This window comes from Enterobacter sp. ENT03, from assembly GCF_019218745.1.
In the GTDB taxonomy this organism is placed as follows: Bacteria; Pseudomonadota; Gammaproteobacteria; order Enterobacterales; family Enterobacteriaceae; genus Enterobacter_D.
Map to the genome: position 1 here is coordinate 154,238 of NZ_JAHUXA010000009.1, position 17,946 is coordinate 172,183.

General features: G+C 56.4%; 18 protein-coding genes and 1 riboswitch. Of the genes, 4 read left to right on the forward strand and 14 right to left on the reverse strand.

Going from position 1 to position 17,946, the window contains the following annotated elements; all coding sequences use genetic code 11:
* Positions 1-2: 2 nt before the first annotated feature.
* The 7 genes from KW828_RS13445 to fbaB form a co-directional block, all read right to left on the reverse strand.
* Positions 3-776: an ABC transporter ATP-binding protein gene (locus tag KW828_RS13445; RefSeq protein WP_218336819.1), complete on the reverse strand. Its 774-nt coding sequence runs from the start codon at positions 774-776 to the stop codon at positions 3-5.
* 10 nt (positions 777-786) lie between these two features.
* Positions 787-1,650, reverse strand: a complete 864-nt coding sequence (locus tag KW828_RS13450; RefSeq protein ID WP_218336843.1) for an ABC transporter ATP-binding protein — start codon at positions 1,648-1,650, stop codon at positions 787-789.
* On the reverse strand, positions 1,622-2,527 hold the full coding sequence (locus KW828_RS13455) for an ABC transporter permease (protein WP_218336820.1): 906 nt from the start codon (positions 2,525-2,527) through the stop codon (positions 1,622-1,624). Before KW828_RS13455 ends, KW828_RS13450 begins: the two co-directional genes overlap by 29 nt.
* The gene (locus tag KW828_RS13460) at positions 2,524-3,561 is read right to left on the reverse strand and encodes an ABC transporter permease (RefSeq protein WP_218336821.1); all 1,038 of its coding nucleotides are present in this window, start codon (positions 3,559-3,561) and stop codon (positions 2,524-2,526) included. Before KW828_RS13460 ends, KW828_RS13455 begins: the two co-directional genes overlap by 4 nt.
* Positions 3,558-5,189: an ABC transporter substrate-binding protein gene (locus KW828_RS13465; RefSeq protein WP_218336822.1), complete on the reverse strand. Its 1,632-nt coding sequence runs from the start codon at positions 5,187-5,189 to the stop codon at positions 3,558-3,560. The genes KW828_RS13460 and KW828_RS13465 overlap by 4 nt, the downstream gene beginning before the upstream one ends.
* A gap of 114 nt (positions 5,190-5,303) precedes the next feature.
* The gene (locus tag KW828_RS13470) at positions 5,304-6,458 is read right to left on the reverse strand and encodes a mandelate racemase family protein (protein ID WP_218336823.1); all 1,155 of its coding nucleotides are present in this window, start codon (positions 6,456-6,458) and stop codon (positions 5,304-5,306) included.
* A gap of 304 nt (positions 6,459-6,762) precedes the next feature.
* Entirely contained in the window at positions 6,763-7,815 is a 1,053-nt protein-coding gene (gene fbaB, locus KW828_RS13475; protein ID WP_218336824.1) for a class I fructose-bisphosphate aldolase, read from the reverse strand.
* Between the two features lie 212 nt (positions 7,816-8,027).
* Between fbaB and KW828_RS13480 the strand changes: the two genes are divergently transcribed.
* From KW828_RS13480 to KW828_RS13490, 3 genes are read left to right on the forward strand one after another with little or no spacing between them, the layout of a single operon-like run.
* Positions 8,028-9,317 (forward strand): nucleoside permease, encoded by a 1,290-nt coding sequence (locus KW828_RS13480; protein ID WP_218336825.1) that lies wholly within the window; start codon positions 8,028-8,030, stop codon positions 9,315-9,317.
* On the forward strand, positions 9,314-10,318 hold the full coding sequence (locus KW828_RS13485; RefSeq protein ID WP_218336826.1) for an ADP-ribosylglycohydrolase family protein: 1,005 nt from the start codon (positions 9,314-9,316) through the stop codon (positions 10,316-10,318). The genes KW828_RS13480 and KW828_RS13485 overlap by 4 nt, the downstream gene beginning before the upstream one ends.
* Positions 10,315-11,274 (forward strand): PfkB family carbohydrate kinase, encoded by a 960-nt coding sequence (locus tag KW828_RS13490; protein ID WP_218336827.1) that lies wholly within the window; start codon positions 10,315-10,317, stop codon positions 11,272-11,274. The genes KW828_RS13485 and KW828_RS13490 overlap by 4 nt, the downstream gene beginning before the upstream one ends.
* Here KW828_RS13490 and KW828_RS13495 read toward each other — a convergent pair.
* Genes KW828_RS13495 through thiM form a run of 3 tightly spaced genes read right to left on the reverse strand, consistent with a single transcriptional unit; the run spans position 11,248 to position 13,618 of the window.
* On the reverse strand, positions 11,248-11,994 hold the full coding sequence (locus KW828_RS13495; RefSeq protein WP_218336828.1) for a GntR family transcriptional regulator: 747 nt from the start codon (positions 11,992-11,994) through the stop codon (positions 11,248-11,250). The genes KW828_RS13490 and KW828_RS13495 overlap by 27 nt on opposite strands.
* Before the next feature lie 35 nt (positions 11,995-12,029).
* Complete coding sequence (gene thiD / locus KW828_RS13500) at positions 12,030-12,833, reverse strand: bifunctional hydroxymethylpyrimidine kinase/phosphomethylpyrimidine kinase (RefSeq protein ID WP_218336829.1); 804 nt, start codon at positions 12,831-12,833, stop codon at positions 12,030-12,032.
* Positions 12,830-13,618: a hydroxyethylthiazole kinase gene (gene thiM, locus KW828_RS13505; protein ID WP_218336830.1), complete on the reverse strand. Its 789-nt coding sequence runs from the start codon at positions 13,616-13,618 to the stop codon at positions 12,830-12,832. Before thiM ends, thiD begins: the two co-directional genes overlap by 4 nt.
* Before the next feature lie 35 nt (positions 13,619-13,653).
* A riboswitch (TPP riboswitch) is annotated at positions 13,654-13,750 on the reverse strand.
* Between the two features lie 237 nt (positions 13,751-13,987).
* Here thiM and KW828_RS13510 point away from each other — a divergent pair.
* Entirely contained in the window at positions 13,988-14,428 is a 441-nt protein-coding gene (locus tag KW828_RS13510; protein ID WP_218336831.1) for a hypothetical protein, read from the forward strand.
* Between the two features lie 18 nt (positions 14,429-14,446).
* Here the strand turns inward: KW828_RS13510 and KW828_RS13515 are convergent, their stop codons facing one another.
* From KW828_RS13515 to KW828_RS13530, 4 genes are all read right to left on the reverse strand, one after another.
* A complete protein-coding gene (locus KW828_RS13515) occupies positions 14,447-14,905 on the reverse strand; it encodes a hypothetical protein (protein ID WP_218336832.1) in 459 nt (152 codons plus the stop codon).
* A gap of 64 nt (positions 14,906-14,969) precedes the next feature.
* A complete protein-coding gene (locus KW828_RS13520) occupies positions 14,970-16,832 on the reverse strand; it encodes a hypothetical protein (RefSeq protein WP_218336833.1) in 1,863 nt (620 codons plus the stop codon).
* Positions 16,825-17,025: a hypothetical protein gene (locus tag KW828_RS13525; RefSeq protein WP_218336834.1), complete on the reverse strand. Its 201-nt coding sequence runs from the start codon at positions 17,023-17,025 to the stop codon at positions 16,825-16,827. Before KW828_RS13525 ends, KW828_RS13520 begins: the two co-directional genes overlap by 8 nt.
* 132 nt (positions 17,026-17,157) lie before the next feature.
* A partial coding sequence (locus KW828_RS13530) for a major capsid protein (protein WP_218336835.1) occupies positions 17,158-17,946 on the reverse strand: 789 nt, incomplete at its 5' end.

Here is a 17,946-nt window from a genome sequence, read left to right on the forward strand (position 1 = left end):
CACTAATACGCCGCCACTTCCCGCGCCATCTCCCGGCTGTACTGCTGGCTGGCACTGACCAGCATCTGCGTATAGTCAGTTTTCGCCCCGCCGCTCACCAGTTCATCCACCGTCAGAGTTTCGAGGATCTTACCGTACTGCATCACCGCCACTTTCTGGCACAGATGGGCGATCACCCCCAGATCATGCGTCACCATCAGATAGGTCAGCTTCGACTCCTGATGCAATTCCGCCAGCAGATTGAGAATTTCCGCCTGCACCGACACATCCAGCGCCGAGGTGGGTTCATCGAGCAACAGCACCTGCGGCTCCAGAATCAGCGCCCTGGCAATCGCCACGCGCTGGCGCTGACCGCCGGAAAGCTGATGCGGATACCGGTCACGAAACGCACGGTTCAGCCCCACTTTATCGAGCAGCGTATTAATGCGCCGGTCGCGATCGGGGATGCCGTGGATTTGCAGCGGCTCCTCCAGAATATCGCCGATGGTGTGCCGCGGATGCAGCGAACCATATGGGTCCTGAAACACCATCTGCACCAGCCGACAGCGCTGCTGATTGATACGGTGATCGAGCGGCTGACCGTTAATCGCAAGCTCCCCTTGCCAGTGGGTAAACAGCCCTGCCAGGCATTTCAGCACCGTGGTTTTACCGGAGCCGGACTCCCCCACCAGGCCGTAGATTTCCCCTGGCTGCACGCTGAAATTAACGTCAAACAGCACCTGATTGCGCTTGTCGCCCTCGCCGAACTCCAGACTTAAGTTTCTGACATCGATCATAATGGGTCCCTTATTCGTGAAGCCAGCTGGCCTGGCGCTGCAACACCGGCAGCACCGGTCGGCGATGATGAATTTCCGGCAGCGCGTTGATTAAGCCCTGGGTGTAAGGATGCTGCGCCTGATCGAGATCTTTCGCGGCGATAGACTCCACCACCCGTCCGGCGTACATCACCAGCACGCGATCGCAGAAGCTGCGCACCAGGTTGATGTCATGGCTGATAAAAATCAGCCCCAGACCGCGCGAGGCCACCAGATCGTCGAGCAGCCCGAGCACCTGCAAGCGCACCGACACGTCCAGCGCCGAGGTCGGCTCGTCGGCGATCACCAGTTCCGGATCGGTGATCAGCATCATGGCGATCATAATGCGCTGCCCCTGGCCGCCGGAAATCTCATGGGGATAGAGGTTGTAAACCCGCTCCGGCTGGCGGATGCGTACTACATCGAGCATCTCCATCACCTTTACTTTCGCCTCGGCTTTGCGCCCCGGATGGTGCGTCAGCCAGGCTTCGGCAATCTGATCCCCGACGCACACCACCGGGTTGAGGGAGTATTTCGGATCCTGCATGATCATCGAAATACGTTTGCCGCGCACAGTGCGCATCTGCGCTTCGCTGACGTTACGCAGATCAATATCACCAAAATGCATCCGTTCGGCGGTGATGCGCGCTTTCGCCGGATGCAGGCGCATTAACGCACGTCCGACGGTGGATTTACCGGAGCCGGATTCGCCAACAATCGCCAGCTTTTCCCGGCCGAGCTGGAAGGAGACGCCGCGCACCGCGTTGGTCACTGTGCGCCCGTTGACAAAATCGACGTGCAGATCGCGCACGTCGAGCAGGGGTGAATTATTCGCTGCGAGGATCGAGGATGTCACGTAGGCCATCTCCTAAGAAGTTGAACGCCAGGCTGTTGATCAAAATCGCCAGCCCCGGAATAGTCACCACCCACCAGCACTCCATCATGTAAGTGCGACCGCTGGAGATCATCGCGCCCCACTCCGGCTCCGGCGGCTGTGCGCCAAGCCCAAGGAATCCCAGACCGGCGGCGGTCAGAATGATGCCCGCCATGTTCATGGTGATACGGATGATCACCGACGGCAGGCACAGCGGCACCACATGACGCCAGAGTACACGCGCCGGCGAGGCGCCCTGCAAACGTACCGCCGAGATAAAATCGGCCTGCCGCAGCGACAGCGTTTCGGCACGCGCCAGACGGGCAATCGGCGGCCAGGCGGTGAGCGTAATGGCGATCACCACATGCTCAAGTCCCGGACCGAGGGCGGCGACAAACGCCAGCGCCAGCACCAGGCTCGGGAAAGAGATGAAAATATCGGTCACGCGCATCAGCACCATATCTACCTTGCCGCCGAAATAGCCGGCGCAGACGCCGAGCAGCAGCCCGAGGGGGCCAACGGTGACGGAGACCAGCAGCACGATATACAGCGTGATACGCGAGCCGTACACCAGACGGCTGAAAATATCGCGGCCAAACTCGTCGGTGCCGAACCAGTGCTGCGCCCCCGGCGGTTGCAGGGCGTTGTTCAGATCCTGCACCAGCGGATGATACGGCGCGATCCACGGCGCAAAGGTCGCCACCACCAGCAGCAGGAAGATGATGCCGCCGCCGATAGCGGTGAGCGGGTTACGCGCCATTTTGCCAATAAAGCCCCCGGTGCGGCTCAGTAGACGTTTGACGCGCGCGCCCTGCTCGTGGGGCTTGCCACTGACAGGCGGATCCAGATAAACGGTCATGATTTCGTCCTCGGATCAAAGAGTTGATACAGCATGTCGGAGAGCAGGTTCAGCATCACGAAGATCACGCCGACCACTAACACGCAGCCCATTACCGCATTCATGTCCCCCAGCAACAGGCTGCTGGTGAGGTAAGAGCCGAAGCCCGGCCAGGAGAAGACGGTTTCAATCAGCACGGCCCCTTCCAGCAGCGAACCATAGGCCAGCGCCACCACCGTCAGCAGCTGCACGAGAATATTGCGGAAGGCGTGATTCCAGATCACCTGCCGTTCGGTTAAGCCTTTTACCCGCGCGGTGATGATGAACTCCTGGGAGAGCTGCGCCAGCATAAAGCTGCGGGTCATCCGGCTGATGTAGGCCAGCGAATGAAACCCGAGCAGTGACGCCGGTAACACCAGGTGATTAAGGGCATTCCAGAACACCTGCATGTTACCTGCCAGCAGTGCGTCAATGGTCATCAGCCCGGTGCGCCGCGGCACAATGCCGTCCAGCCCCAGATCAAGGCGTCCAGCACCGCCGACCCAGCCAAGCCAGGCGTAGAACAGCAGCAAGCCCATCATGCCGACCCAGAAAATCGGTGTGGAATACCCGGCAAGGCTGATAATGCGCACCACGTAATCAGAGACGCTATTACGTCGCGCCGCCGCCAGCACGCCCAGCGGAATGCCGAGGCCCGCACCGACGATAATCGCCATGGTCGCCAGCTCCAGGGTGGCCGGGAAGACGCGGATAATGTCATCCAGCACCGGCTTGCCGGTCAGCAGCGCATTGCCCAGATCGCCATGCAGCAGATTGCTGAAGTAGATGCCGAACTGCGACAACAGCGATTTATCAAAGCCCAGTTGCTGATAGACCTGGTTATAGGTGCTCTGGTCGGCATCCGGACCGACAATCGCCAGCACCGGATCGATGGGCATCACGCGGCCAATAAAAAAGGTCAGCAGCAGCAGGCCGAACAGCGTGATCAGCACCTGGGTCAGGCGTTTTGAGAAGCGACGGGCGCGGGAGCCGGGCGCTAAAATTGCCGTACTCATCCTTTCTCTCCTTCGCTTTTCAACGGGGCTTTCCAGACTTCCCGCAGATGGGTGGTGGCGGAGGGATGCGACTGGAAGTTTTTGACTTCATTACGCACCACCACCGAATCCACCATCTGGGAAATCGGCATCAGGGCTGGGATCAATTCGTCGTAACGGGTCTGAATGGCCTGGTACTCCGCTTTTTGCTTCTGCGGATCGCGCTCCAGCAGGGCGCGGTCGATCATCTCGTTCAGCGGTTTGTCATAGAAGCCGGTGCGCCAGCCCTGGAAGTTGGTCAGCCGCGCTTCATCGCTGTTGTCCGGGTTGTAGACCAGTGCGCGCAGGCTGGAGTGCGGATGCGGCTCGACGCCGCTGCCGCCGCGTCCGACCAGGATGTCGAACTTACGCTCGCGCATCGCGCCGTAGATTTGGTTGCCGGTGCCGGTGATGATTTTGGCATTAATGCCCGCCTGCATCAGCGTGGACTGCACGGCGATGGCGATATTCAGGAACGGCTGGTCGGCGAGCACCCGCAGGGTGGTGTTAAAGCCGTCAGGATAGCCCGCTTCCGCCAGCAGCTTTTTCGCCCGCGGCACGTCGAGCTTATAGCCCGGATCTGGCAGCGTGGACGGCATTCCCGCTTTGATAGGTCGCTGGTGCAGCACGCCGTAGCCCGGCATCAGCGCTTTGTTAATGCCCTGATAATCCACCAGATAGCGCACGGCTTCGCGCACTTTCGGATTGGCGAAGTGCGGCTCTTTCATGCTCATCGCCACGTAATAGACGGTGCCCTTCTGCACCGCTTCGACGGTGACATCGGGATCCTTGCGCAGCGCGTTGATGTCCGACACCGCCATGTTATTGGCAATATCCAGATCGCCTTTGGCGATCATCAGGCGCAGGGTTTGCGACTCCTGGAAGTGGCGCAGCACCACGCGGTTCATCTTCGCCGCCTCGCGCCAGTAATCCGGGTTACGCTTCATGCGCAGCACGTCTTTGGCCTGCCAGGTTTCCAGGGAAAACGGCCCGGAACCGGCTTCATTGGTGGTCAGCCAGCGGTTGCCCCAGTCGTTATTCACTTCGTGGCTTTGCACGGTTTTGCGATCCAGCACGCCGAGATTGCCAAGCGCGCCAAGGGAGTAAATCACCAGCTGCGGATCGTTAGCTTTTGGCAGCCGCAGTTGCACGGTGTAGTCGTCCGGCGCGCTCACCTGCGCATCGATATTCTTCTTGCTGAAGCCGTAGGATTTCCATACCGACGCCTGCGCCAGGTTAAGGTGCAGCAGGCGACGCATCGACCACACTACGTCCTCGGCGGTCAGCGGGTTGCCGGAGTGAAATTTGACGTTTTTGCGCAGATGGAAGGTGAGCGTTTTGCCGTCCGGGCTGATGTCCCAGGACTCCGCCAGCGCCGGTTTGACGTTGGTCAGCTGATTGGGATCCAGCTCGACCAGCGAATCATAAAGATTCACCACAATGCCCACCACCTCGTTGCCGGTCATCGCCGCCGGATCGAGGCTCAGCAGGTTATTCATATTCATGCCGATGATGAGCTGATCGGGGGGCGTTTGCGCTATGGCTGCCCCGCTCCCCATCAGCAGCGAAAGCGCCAGCAGGCACGCTCCCGCCAGTGAGTTTCTTTTCATGTATATATCGCCTGTAGGGTACGTTTTGCCGGATGGCGGCGCTAATGCCTTATCCGGCCTACGGGTTTACGCAGGACCGGTAAGCGCAGCGCTATCGGGCATTGTTGTTATGAGTCAGTCGTGGCTGACGGTATTGGCTTCGATATACGCAAAATTAATGTCTTCACCCAGGCCCGGCCCTTGTGGCAGATGAACAAATCCCTCTTCATCCATCGGATCGACAATGCTGTGCAGATACGCCGCGGGGACGTCGTAATCAAGGAACGGATGCAGCAGGCCGCGCTCATACCAGCGGCAGTTTTTGATCGCTCCTACTACCGCCAGACTGGCCGCGCCGTTGCCGTGTACTTCGCAGTCCATGCCGAAGGATTCTGCGAGGCTGGCAACTTTCATGGTCGGCCAGATGCCGCCGACGCCGTTCGATCCGGCGCGCAGAATGTCGCAGGCTCCCGCTTTCACCCAGTCGGCGCGGCTGTGGTGTTTACCGCCGAGGCTTTCCGGCCCGACAATCGGAATGGAGAGGTTTTCTGCCAGCCACGCGTAAGAGGCCATGCTCTCTTCTTCCATCGGCTCTTCGAACCAGGCGAAGTTGAGTTTTTCCAGTTCTTTACCGATGTAAAGCGCTTCGCTGCGGCTGTACCAGTGGTAGCCGTCAATCATAAGATCGATGTCCGGGCCAACCGCTTCCCGCACCGCGGCGCAGGCTTTGACATCCATTTTCGGGTTCGGCGCAAACGACACCGGCGGCATCCAGGTGTGCAGCTTGATCGCCTTATAACCGCGCGCCACCAGCTTTTCGGCAAAGTCGGCATACTCCTGCGGCGTGGAGAGGCCGCCGTCCAGATCGTCGCCGCACATGGTGCTGCCATAGGCGGGCACTTTGTCACGAAAACCGCCAAGCAGCTTGTACACCGGCATGTTGAGTTTGCGGCCCATTAAGTCCCACAGCGCCTGCTCCACAAAAGAGAGGGCGCGCTCGGTGAGCTGGTGCGCGCTGCCGCGCTGCCAGTGCGCCAGATCCTGCCAGATACGCTCCCGGTTAAAGGCGTCCTGACCAATCATCACCTTGCGGAAAAAGGTGTTCACCACAAAGGGGCGCACCACTTCCGGCGGCGCGAACGAATACCCTTTGGTGCCATCGTCTGCGGTGATGGTCAGCATCGCCATTTTCGCCAGACTTTCCGGCCCCGGATGTGAATGCCCGGCGGCATCGGAAACCCGACGCGTGGGATACTGAAAGACGGTGACGTTTACGGATTCAATTTTCATGACAAGTCCTTGAGGCAAAGGTGAAGTAAGCTTTTGAAAAGCTGTTTCAGTAATCAATGTATGCAGAAAAAACAGCCAGTGCCTCAGACAAATTACGTTAAGAAGGCGTTAAATGTTGTGCATGTGCACGAAGGGATGTGACGTTTTCCACAAAAGACAGGGGAAGTGTGAAGTGGATCTCCCCTCACCCTAACCCTCTCCCCAGGGAGAGGGAACGGTCCGCGTTCGCCCTCCAGCACCGGGAGAGGGATGGGTCCGCATTCTCCCTCTCCCGCCGGGAGAGGGCCGGGGTGAGGGGCGGTTATCAGGCGATAGTGACCTTGCTGTCGAGATAAACATCCTGCACGGCATTAATCAGCTTCACGCCGTCGGCCATGGATTTCTTAAAGGCTTTACGGCCCAGGATCAGCCCCATCCCGCCCGCGCGTTTGTTGATCACCGCCGTGCGAACCGCATCGCTCAGGTCAGTGTCGCCCCCAGACGCACCGCCGGAGTTGATCAGCCCGGCGCGGCCCATGTAGCAGTTCGCCAGCTGGTAGCGCACCAGATCGATTGGGTTATCGCTGGTCAATTTGGTGTAGACCCGCTCGTCGGTATAGCCGTATTTCACCGCGTTATAGCCGCCGTTATTTTCCGCCATTTTCTGCTTCACAATATCGGCGCCGATGGTCGCCGCCAGATGGTTCGCCTGGCCGGTTAAATCGGCAGAAGCATGATAATCAACCCCGTCTTTCTTAAAGCCGCTGTTGCGCAGATACGCCCACAGCACCGTCACCATGCCCAGTTCGTGAGCGCGCTCAAAGGCGGCGGAGATCTCTTCAATCTGGCGACGGGATTCCGGCGAACCAAAATAGATAGTCGCGCCGACCGCCACCGCACCGAGGTTAAACGCCTGCTCCACGCTGGCATACAGCGTCTGGTCATAGGTATTCGGGTAGCTCAGGGTTTCATTGTGGTTAATTTTCACCAGGAACGGAATGCGGTGCGCGTAGCGGCGGGAAACCGACGCCAGCACGCCATAAGTGGACGCCACGCAGTTACAGCCCGCCTCGATGGCCAGCTCAACAATATTCTTCGGATCGAAATAGAGCGGGTTGGCGGCAAACGACGCGCCTGCGGAGTGCTCCACGCCCTGATCGACTGGCAGGATAGATAAGTAGCCGGTGCCCGCGAGGCGTCCGGTGTTATAGAGGGTCTGCATGTTACGCAGTACCGCAGGGGGACGGTTATTGTCCATCATCACGCGGTCAACAAAGTCGTGTCCAGGAAGGTAAAGCTGATCGGCCGGAATGGTCATACAACGATGTTGCAACAGGCTGTCGGCGTCTTTGCCCAGCAATTGCGTAATATCAGTCATAGCGATGCTCCCGTAAGTTGATAAGCAAGGTAAGCCTGGTACTGACCTGAGCGTAATGCCACCTGCGGTTATTTTTTCAGCACAATCTGATGGCACGATCGATAAGTAAAAAAAATGTTATGCTGATCAAAGATCCAGCACAAAGGTATCTAAAAGGTATTATTAACTGGTATGGTCATGCCGTACCCTCTGTTTGTCATGAAGGAAGACCGATGAAAACAACTGCTAAGCTGTCGTTCATGATGTTTGTGGAATGGTTTATCTGGGGAGCGTGGTTTGTTCCGCTGTGGCTGTGGTTAAGTAAAAGTGGCTTCACCGCCGGGGAGATTGGCTGGTCGTACGCCTGTACCGCCATTGCCGCGATCCTGTCGCCTATTCTCGTCGGGTCGCTGACGGACCGCTTCTTTGCAGCGCAGAAAGTGCTGGCGCTCCTGATGTTCGCCGGGGCGATCCTGATTTACTTCGCCGCGCAACAAACGGAGTTCCGCTACTTCTTCCCGCTGCTGCTGGCCTACTCCCTGACCTATATGCCAACCATTGCGCTGACCAATAGTATAGCTTTCTCGCATGTGAAAGACGTTGAGGCTGACTTTCCGCGCATCCGCGTGATGGGCACCATTGGCTGGATCGCCTCAGGCCTGGCCTGCGGCTTCCTGCCGGAAATGCTCGGCTACGCGGATATTTCCCCGACCAATATTCCGCTGCTGATCACCGCCGCCAGTTCGCTGGTACTGGGGGTCTTCGCTCTGATGCTGCCGAACACGCCGCCGAAAAGTACTGGCAAGCTGGATGTGAAAGTTATGCTCGGGCTGGATGCGCTGGTGCTGCTGCGCGATCGCAACTTCCTCGTCTTTTTCTTCTGCTCGTTCCTGTTTGCCATGCCGCTGGCGTTCTATTACATCTTCGCCAACGGGTATCTCACCGAAGTGGGCATGAAAAACGCCACCGGCTGGATGACGCTCGGCCAGTTCTCAGAAATCTTCTTTATGCTGGCGCTGCCGTTCTTTACTAAGCGCTTTGGTATCAAAAAAGTGCTGCTGCTGGGCTTACTGACCGCCGCCATTCGCTATGCGTTTTTTGTTTACGGCGGGGTGGATCACTACTTTACCTATGGTCTGCTGTTCCTCGGCATTTTGCTGCACGGCGTCAGCTACGACTTCTACTACGTGACCGCTTATATCTATGTCGACAAGAAAGCCCCGGTGCATATGCGCACCGCGGCGCAGGGTCTCATCACCCTCTGCTGTCAGGGCTTTGGCAGCCTGCTGGGTTACCGTCTTGGCGGCGTAATGATGGAAAAAATGTATGCCTATAAAGAGCCGGTAAACGGTCTGACCTTCGACTGGGCGGGCATGTGGGCATTTGGCGGCATTATGATCGCTGTGATCGCGGTGCTGTTTATGCTGTTCTTCCGCGAATCGGATAAAGAAATTACCGCAATTGTGGTGGACAACGGCACGCTGCCCGCCCGCGGTGAGGCTCATCAAGGAGAGGTAAAATGAAATCAGAACGTATTCTCGGTGCGTTATATGGCCAGACGTTGGGCGACGCGATGGGAATGCCGTCGGAGCTGTGGCCCCGGTCACGGGTGAAAGCGCATTTCGGCTGGATCGACCGCTTCCTGCCAGGTCCGCCGGAAAACAACGCCGCCTGCTATTTTGATTGCGGCCAGTTCACCGATGATACGTCGATGGCCTTGTGCCTCGCGGATGCCATTTTTGAGTGTCACGGCAAGATTGACGCCGAGGTTATTGGTCAGCACATCCTGCGCTGGGCCGAGGATTTTGATGCGTTTAATAAGAACGTGCTCGGCCCGACCTCGAAAATTGCGCTGAAGGCGATCCGCGACGGTCTCCCGGTGAGCGAGCTGGAAAATAATGGCGTCACCAACGGCGCGGCGATGCGCGCCTCCCCGCTGGGTTGCCTGCTGCCAACGCATTCGCTCGATCACTTTATTGATGAGGTGGCGCTGGCTTCCAGTCCGACTCACAAATCCGATCTGGCGATTGCCGGGGCGGTGGTGATTGCCTGGGCGATTTCCCGCGCAATTGATGGCGATCGGTGGCAGGATATTGCCGATGCCCTGCCCGCCGTGGCCCGTCATGCGCAGGAAAAGCGCATTACGACCTTTAGCGCCTCGCTGGCGGCCCGTCTCGAACTGGCGTTAAATGTGGCACGTAACGCCACCGGCGTGGAGTCGGCCAGCGAGCAGATTTATCAGCTGGTCGGCGCCGGCACCAGCACCATTGAATCGGTGCCCGCCGCCATTGCGATGGTGGAGCTGGCACAAACTGACCCGAACCGCTGTGCGATCCTGTGTGCGAATCTGGGCGGTGATACGGATACCATCGGTGCGATGGCGACTGCTATTTGCGGTGCGCTGCACGGGGTTTCCGCCATCAATGCCGCCTTTAAGCAGCAGCTGGATGACGTCAATCAGCTCGATTTTACGCACTACAGTGAAAAGCTCCGGGCGTATCGTCAGGAGCGGGAGGAAGCATGAAACCAGGACATATCGTCAGCCTTCTGCATCAACTTGAAACCCGGCGTCCGGTGACGGTGCTGGGGGGCGCGGTGATCGATGTGATCGCCAACGCCTCTTCACTGCCGTTTCGCGGCTGTGACCTTGAATTAAAACAGCAGAGCGTCAACATCGGCGGCTGTGGTCTGAACATCGCCGTGGCGCTGCACCGGCTGGGCATGATCTCGCAAAATGTACTGCCGGTCGGTCACGGCGTCTGGGCCGATATGGTCAGCACGGCACTGAAAAGCCACGGCGTAGAGAGCGTGCTGAAGGTCGAAGGCGGTGATAACGGCTGGTGTCTGGCGCTGGTGGAGCCGGACGGCGAGCGCACCTTTATGACCTTTTCCGGCGTCGAAACCCGCTGGGCGGCGTCGTGGCTGACGCCGCTGCACGTACCGCCAGGCAGTCTGCTTTCGCTGTCGGGGTATCAGCTTGCCGCCGCCTGCGGTGAAGTGCTGGTTAACTGGCTGGAAACGCTGCACGACGTCACGCCTTATATCGATTTCGGGCCACGCATTGAAGACATTGATCCGGCCTTACTGTCGCGCATTCTGGCGCTGAAACCGATCATCACCTTAAATCGTCGTGAAGCGGAAATCGCCGCGCAGCTGCTGGACGTGGAGCCTGAACATTTAGGCCCGGCGTGGCAGCAGGCGTACGGCGCACCGCTGATTATTCGTCACGATCGCGACGGGGCCTGGTTCTATGATGGTGATGAGCACGGCTTTGTTCCGCCGTTCCCGGCGACCATGGTGGACACCATCGGCGCGGGAGACAGCCATGCGGGCGGCGTGCTGGCGGGGTTATCCTCTGGCCTGTCGCTGGCGGACGCCGTGAGCCTGGGGAACGCCATTGCCGCGATGGTAGTCAGCAAGCGCGGCGGCGACTGCGCACCGACGCGCGAGGAATTACTCCTCACATACAAAGACGTATAAATCGCTGCGACAGGTACTGATGCTGTACTCAATCGGCCGGTTTTGTTGATCAAAAGCCACCTGGCTTATCACCAGCACCGGCACTGTGTTTTCCATCTGAATATGCGTCTGAAACTCAGCGTCCGGCATCCGGGCGCTGACGCGCGACCGGGTGCGCTGCGGGTAAATCCGCTGACTGCGGAAATAGTCGTACAGCGACACGCCAATGGCATCGACATCCTTGATCAGCGGCGCTGGCACCCAGGACTCCTCAATGGAGACGGCGTCATCATCCGCATAACGAATGCGCTTGAGCAGGAACACGTCGGAATCGGTGTCGATGGCGAGTTTTTCCGCCACCTCCGCCGGACAGGCCACGATGCGCTTGTTCACCCATAAGGTATCCGGCTTCTTGCCGCGCAGCACCACCTGCTGGGAAAATCCGCGCGCTTCTTTCAGCGAATATTCAAAGATGTTGTTGATTTGCGTGCCATAACCGCGTGATCGCGTCACCACGCCTTCATCTTCCAGCGTTTGCATCGCCTTGCGCACCGTGATGCGCGAAATCCCTGTTAATCCGCTGAAATCGCGCTCACCCGGCAGAATATTGCCGTGCGCCAGCAGCCCGTTACGCACGGCGTTTTTCACCGTTTCGGCAAACTTCAGGTACAGCGGCATATTATCCGCTGCGGCAATCCGCTCTTTCAGCTGTTCGATAAGCTGGATATGCGCTTGTTCCATTTCGGGTGTCCTGGCAAAAAAGTCCGGTGGTTATACTACCACCACTCATGGAAATGATGCACCGGCCCGATCCCCTCCCCCACTTCCAGCGTATCGGCCTGCGACAGCGCCGCGCTAAGCCAGCGTTTAGCGTGGTCAACGGTGGCGGCCCAGTCAGCATGCCGGGGGCGCAACGCCGCCAGCGCCGCCGACAACGTACAGCCGGTGCCGTGAGTATTTTTCGTATGAATACGTGGCGTGGTAAAGCGCGTGGCGCCGTCACGGGTAAACAGCCAGTCAGGACTTTCAGCATTATCCAGATGCCCGCCCTTCATCAGCACCGCCTCACAGCCCAGCGCCAGTAAGGCGCGGCCCTGCTCGTGCATCTCCTGCTCATTGCGGGCATGGGGGGCATCGAGCAGCGCGGCGGCCTCCGGCAGATTGGGCGTAATGAGGGACACCTGCGGCAGCAGATGTTCACGCAGAGCGTGAACGGCATCGGGGGAGAGCAGCGGATCGCCGCTTTTGGCGAGCATCACCGTATCCAGCACCACGTTCTGCACCTGGTAGCGCCGCAGCCGCTCAGCGACGGCTTCCACAATATCGGTTTCCGCCAGCATGCCGATTTTCGTGGTGTCGATACGCACATCACTGAACACCGAGTCCAGTTGCGCGGCGACAAAATCCGGCGCGATGCGGTACACCGACTGCACGCCGCGGGTATTTTGCGCCACCAACGCGGTGATCACCGAACAGCCATAGGCCCCGAGTGCCGAGAAGGTTTTCAGATCCGCCTGGATACCCGCACCGCCGCTGGGATCGGTGCCGGCAATGGTCAGCGCATTGATACGTGTCTTCATCCTCGCGCCTCCTCGTCCAGCCGATACAGCGCGTCGAGAAATGCCGGAATAAAAGAGCCCGGTCCCTGGCTTGCCGCCACCGCCTGTCTGCCCGCCTGCGCCATGATCAGGCAGGCCGACGCCACGTTGGTCAGGCGATCGCCGGGCAGCGCACAACTCGCCGCCACGACCGCCGAGAGCGCGCAGCCGGTGCCGACCACCCGCGTCATCAGTGGATCGCCCCCGGTCACTGCAAGAAGGCGCTGGCCGTCAGTGATATGATCCACCTCCCCGCTTACCGCCACGACAGCGCCGGTCTGACGCGCCAGCGCCACGGCGGCAGGCAGCGCCGCACTGATGTTATCGGTGCTGTCGACGCCACGTCCACCCGCCTGCATACCTGCCAGGGCGAGGATCTCCGAGGCGTTACCGCGAATGGCCGCCGGATGCAGGGCCAGCAGTTCCTGGCAAAAATCGGTGCGGAACGTCAGGCCGCCAACGGCCACGGGATCGAGTGTCCAGGGTTTTCCCGCCTTGCTGGCGCTGATAACGGCGCCGCGCATCGCTCCGGCGCGCTCGGCTGTCAACGTGCCGACGTTAATCAGCAGCGCGTCGGCAATAGCGCTGAACTGCAAGGCCTCATCAGGCTCGATGACCATCGCCGGGGATGCGCCCAGCGCCAGCAGTACGTTGGCGGTAAAGGATTGCACCACGTCGTTGGTCATACAGTGAACAAGGGGAGAACGGCTGCGGAAATGCTGTAATACGGTGGCGGCATGCGCCCGGTTTAGCAGGTCAGGTTGCATTTTTTGCTCCTGCCAGGCTGTGAAGAAGGGACGCCGGCAGAGGCATCTGACTTCCCTACGCTGGCATTATCCAGATCAGGTGGTACGGGTATTTCTCAGCCCATCAGCGATGGGGCACCCCGAGTCATGAAGATTGAATCTCTATACTTTTTGCCAGCTTAGGGGAAGTTGCTTGCTGGCGCAAGCTTGCCCTTCCGTGTATCGCTTCTTCACCTTGAAAAATGCACCTGACCCCTTTTTTGACCCCCACCCCAGAAACGAAAAAAGGGTATGAGCCCCTTTATAAGGTCAGTAGTTGGATCAATGAGTGTTAGTTCTGATTGTGTAGAATGAAAACACATAAGACTGAGAAAAACTGAGGGTTGATCAATGAGTGCTCGTGAAGCCTATCGCCAATACCGACAAGCAGTGACCGCTTGCAAAAGTATTTTCGCGCGGGGTGGGAATGTTACTGGTGATTATGGCGAACATCTCGTACAGCAACTTTATGGCGGGACGCTACTTCCAAACTCTCATAAAAGCGCCGATGTAAGGCTGGACGATGGCACATTGTTGCAGGTTAAAACTAGAGTTAATAAAACTCAGTTAGGCGGGATTCGTTCATGGGATTTCGACTACCTAATCGGCATTCAGCTTGATGAAGATGCCGAAGTGTTATTGGCGGTTCGTGTTCCTGTCGATGTTTGCCGCCAGATTGCAGGGTATGCCAGTCACGATAATAAGTTCGTAATCCATCTTAACGGCATACTTCTCAAAGTACCTGGCGTAGAGAACGTCACCGAAGAATTTCGACAATTACAAGCCATCTAAGGGGCGTAAGCCCCTTTGTTAATCTTCTTGTTTGTCGAGGAGGTGTATTGCTTTCCAACATAAAAACATTGTGGCAATACTTGCCCCCTCGCCAATACTTTTTTCACATGCCACAGCAAATGCTTTATTCTGAATGTCTTCCCAATTAAATTTGAAAGCATTCAATTCTTCAAGGGTGACTTTGTAATCATGCTTATGCGCATAGTTATTTCTAACTTTGTTAATCGCTTTGAATGCAGAGTAGTATTTATTATTAAGCAATCCCATAGCAAAGGCCAAATCTACTTTTAAATCATAAGAACGGGTAGACCTGAAAAATACCTTAGGCTCAACAAGATTTCTTGAAATTAATGTTTCAAGAACTTTCTCAATAAATAGATGCCCCTTTAGGATAGGAGATAATTCCTCCTCTTCAAATACGAGGCGATCCATAACATGCTGATCAAGTTCATCAGAAGACAAATCATCAAAGTTCAAGATCAATTCCTTTAATTGAAATTTGGCTTGGGTATTTTATCATAACCTTGATTCAGTATCATACTCATCCACCTGTAGATGATTGACCGCTCAAAGTAGACAACGTGAGCGATTGCATGAAGCTGGCTTGTGAGGCTTTAGCCGTGAAATCGACATAATCCGCAAGTCTGCTCGAATCGCTGGCGATAGTAAGCGGTACGGATGCCTCAAGATTCAGATTGAATGTAGGATTCAGCGTGTACGCTGGAGCATTGCCACCACTAAGAAACATTGCAGACTCACGCAGAGAGCCACCAGACAGGCTGTATTGGCTGGCTGCTGTGCCAGCATTCCCGCCACCAACGCCCAACCAATCCATGATCGCTGGCCCCACTGAACGGGTATCAAAGCCTGTTTTATCCTGAATCCAATTGGCTGCACTGTTGGCGCTATCAGACGTTACTTTGTGATAGAGCGCATCTTCCGGTGTTTGGTTAGGATCAGAGTACAGTGAAGGGAATGTTTCTTTCATCCAGCCGTTAAACTTGCTGAGGTCATCAGTGATTTCCTTCGTGAAGCCTGTCACTTGTGCTAACAGGTTTCCAAGCCCAGATCCTAATGATTTTGCTGTCTCGTTCAGGGCAGCGGTGTTCTCCGCTAAATCCTTACCAGCGTTACCAAACCCTTCGAGGAAGCCGGAAGTAAGATTCTGGTTAAAGCCATTGTTAACCGCTTGCAACGTGGTGCTGAGGTCGCCCCAGGCATAGGTTTCCTGAATTTGCTGATCATTTAGAGTCTGTCCGGTACTCACTAACATTTTGAGGGTACTATTGAACGCCTCACCGTTATTCTTGAGCACTGGCACCAAATAGGACATGTCATTACCGAGGTCTTCCAATAGGTGGCCTATGGACGCATCACTCATCCCTCTACGCTGCCCTTCATTGGTAACGGCTTGCACGAAGTCTAACGGGTTATCCTGGTATTGTGCGATCTGCTGCTTGTTCCATCCGAATAAATTCATGATGTTATCAATCGCCCCATTCCCGCCTTTGAATTTTCCAGACTTCTGATCGAAAGTGGTGTTAGTAACGGACTCGCCCAGGCGCTCACGCACATCTTTGAAATTATCGCTGACGGTATCAAAGTTTGAATCAATACCACGTTGACGGTTTGCAGTGACTATGGTTTTGATCGCGTTTGGGTTGACCGCCACGGCTTTACTTTTGCGGATCAGGTTCAAATTATCGTCAGCAGTTTCACGGATACGGGACAAAATGCCAGCCCCGGCAGCTAAAGCCGCTGTACCAGCAATAAAGCCAGCGCCACCGCCGATCACGTTCAGCCCCTTCTCTTTAATGCCTTTTGCAGCCCCTGCGTAATCCGTGCGTTTGGCATGTTTCAGTGCTGCGGCCTGTTGCTGTGTACTGGTAGTGATCCTGTTTTGCAATGCAGCCTCACGGCGCATGAGGGCGATTCTTTCACGTAGTTCATAGTTCATCTTCTGGCTACTGATCTGACCGTTACGGAAAAGCTCTGTCTGCTCGTGAGCAAACTTTGCAAACTGGTATTGCTTCGCCGGATCAATGCCGTATTTCCCAGCTATGCCTTTCATTTGTAGAACGGCTGAGCGCCCTTTCAGGGTCGCCGTTTCCTCCCTTTTGGCTATCTTAGCCGCTTCCATGGCTTGCGCCTTCCCTGCTTTTTCAGCTTGGCGTTGCTGCTTTAAGTCATTGGACGTTTTAGGCAACGCCGCTTTAGCATCTGCCACCTGTTCACGCGCTTTCTGTCTACGTTGCTTCTGAGCCTGAAAACGAATCTTAGGGTTAGCGAGTTTCTCAAAGTGTTTTTGGAGGTTATTTGCTGCGGCTTTCGCTTCGGCAATGCTTTGTTTATCAACGGTAAATGTAACTGTGTTGACGATTTTAGACGTGTTGATCTCAAGCATCACCACCGCCTTTCTGATCAAGGAAGTGATGAATTGCCGCTTCGACGGTTTCACCACGGAAAATACGCGCTCTAACGCCCGTATACGAAATCTCTAATAGTTCGCAAAGCTGGCTCACCTTGAGAAGCCCCTCTGCATCATCTGCTTTCAGTCGGACGTGCAAGCCACGACTTGATTTTAAAATCATCTCCATTTGGTTTTTCCTCTTGTTTTATGGAAATAAAAAAGGGATGCCACCAGAGCCACAATTGCGCTGTGGATTAGTAAGCATCCCTCATTAAAACGCCTGATTATTTTCCAGCGGCCCAGGCTCCCGCTTTGCTCATTAAGCTGTGATGGTGATCTTCACCTGCATACCCAGACAGTGATTCACACATAACGCCGAATTTTCGTGCATAACGTGGTACGCATCGCCTCGTTCACTCAGGTAGCCCCAAGAATAGTATTCAGCAGGTGCAGCATCGATCAGTGCGAAGTTGCCAGAGGCAGCGCCGTAGATGTTCTGATAAGCATTTGTGCCTTTACTGAACACAGGAACCGCCACCATGTCGGCATCGTCCGGCATCTGTGCCAGGATCAGCGGATCTGTCACTTTAACAATGTCGATAGGCGCACCAGGCAGGCTAAAGGTTGAAACACCAGGTAAAAGTTCGTGACGCTGGTAGAACAGGTTACGCTCATCGTATGGCGCTACGTAGGTGAATGCCTTAGCCATGCTGTCAGAGAATCGAATCTGGCTGAATGCGGTAGGCTTGGCAAATACGATCACTCGTTCAATCTGACCAGCCAATCCACCTGCGGCAGCCTGAACTTTGTCTAAGATGGCATCAAAATCTTGTGCCGCTGTCGCTGTGCTCACGCTGGCGGTCATTGGCACAACGCCAAACAATTCAGCATAAGAGATCAGCAGGTCATCGGTTGCAGGGGTTGCCACTTCACCTTTGAACAGGCAACGGGCCAGGTATGATTCTCGGGTACGAAGGTAAGCAATTTTATGCTTTCCAGTGTACTCGGTGTACAGGTCGGTAACGGTTTGCTCGTAGTCCGTGCCTTGCACTCTACGGCCTTGTACGTCTACAGGCTTGAATTCATCTTCCCTTGCAAACCAAGGGAT

Excerpts from the sequence above, each read along its gene's own strand:
- KW828_RS13485 (WP_218336826.1), top strand. The coding sequence starts at position 9,314 with ATGAAATCAGAACGTATTCTCGGTGCGTTATATGGCCAGACGTTGGGC.
- KW828_RS13470 (WP_218336823.1), bottom strand. The coding sequence starts at position 6,458 with ATGAAAATTGAATCCGTAAACGTCACCGTCTTTCAGTATCCCACGCGT.
- KW828_RS13525 (WP_218336834.1), bottom strand. The coding sequence starts at position 17,025 with ATGGAGATGATTTTAAAATCAAGTCGTGGCTTGCACGTCCGACTGAAA.
- KW828_RS13510 (WP_218336831.1), top strand. The coding sequence starts at position 13,988 with ATGAGTGCTCGTGAAGCCTATCGCCAATACCGACAAGCAGTGACCGCT.
- KW828_RS13490 (WP_218336827.1), top strand. The coding sequence starts at position 10,315 with ATGAAACCAGGACATATCGTCAGCCTTCTGCATCAACTTGAAACCCGG.
- KW828_RS13455 (WP_218336820.1), bottom strand. The coding sequence starts at position 2,527 with ATGACCGTTTATCTGGATCCGCCTGTCAGTGGCAAGCCCCACGAGCAG.
- KW828_RS13520 (WP_218336833.1), bottom strand. The coding sequence starts at position 16,832 with ATGCTTGAGATCAACACGTCTAAAATCGTCAACACAGTTACATTTACC.
- thiM (WP_218336830.1), bottom strand. The coding sequence starts at position 13,618 with ATGCAACCTGACCTGCTAAACCGGGCGCATGCCGCCACCGTATTACAG.
- KW828_RS13445 (WP_218336819.1), bottom strand. The coding sequence starts at position 776 with ATGATCGATGTCAGAAACTTAAGTCTGGAGTTCGGCGAGGGCGACAAG.
- KW828_RS13460 (WP_218336821.1), bottom strand. The coding sequence starts at position 3,561 with ATGAGTACGGCAATTTTAGCGCCCGGCTCCCGCGCCCGTCGCTTCTCA.
- KW828_RS13495 (WP_218336828.1), bottom strand. The coding sequence starts at position 11,994 with ATGGAACAAGCGCATATCCAGCTTATCGAACAGCTGAAAGAGCGGATT.
- thiD (WP_218336829.1), bottom strand. The coding sequence starts at position 12,833 with ATGAAGACACGTATCAATGCGCTGACCATTGCCGGCACCGATCCCAGC.
- KW828_RS13480 (WP_218336825.1), top strand. The coding sequence starts at position 8,028 with ATGAAAACAACTGCTAAGCTGTCGTTCATGATGTTTGTGGAATGGTTT.
- KW828_RS13465 (WP_218336822.1), bottom strand. The coding sequence starts at position 5,189 with ATGAAAAGAAACTCACTGGCGGGAGCGTGCCTGCTGGCGCTTTCGCTG.
- fbaB (WP_218336824.1), bottom strand. The coding sequence starts at position 7,815 with ATGACTGATATTACGCAATTGCTGGGCAAAGACGCCGACAGCCTGTTG.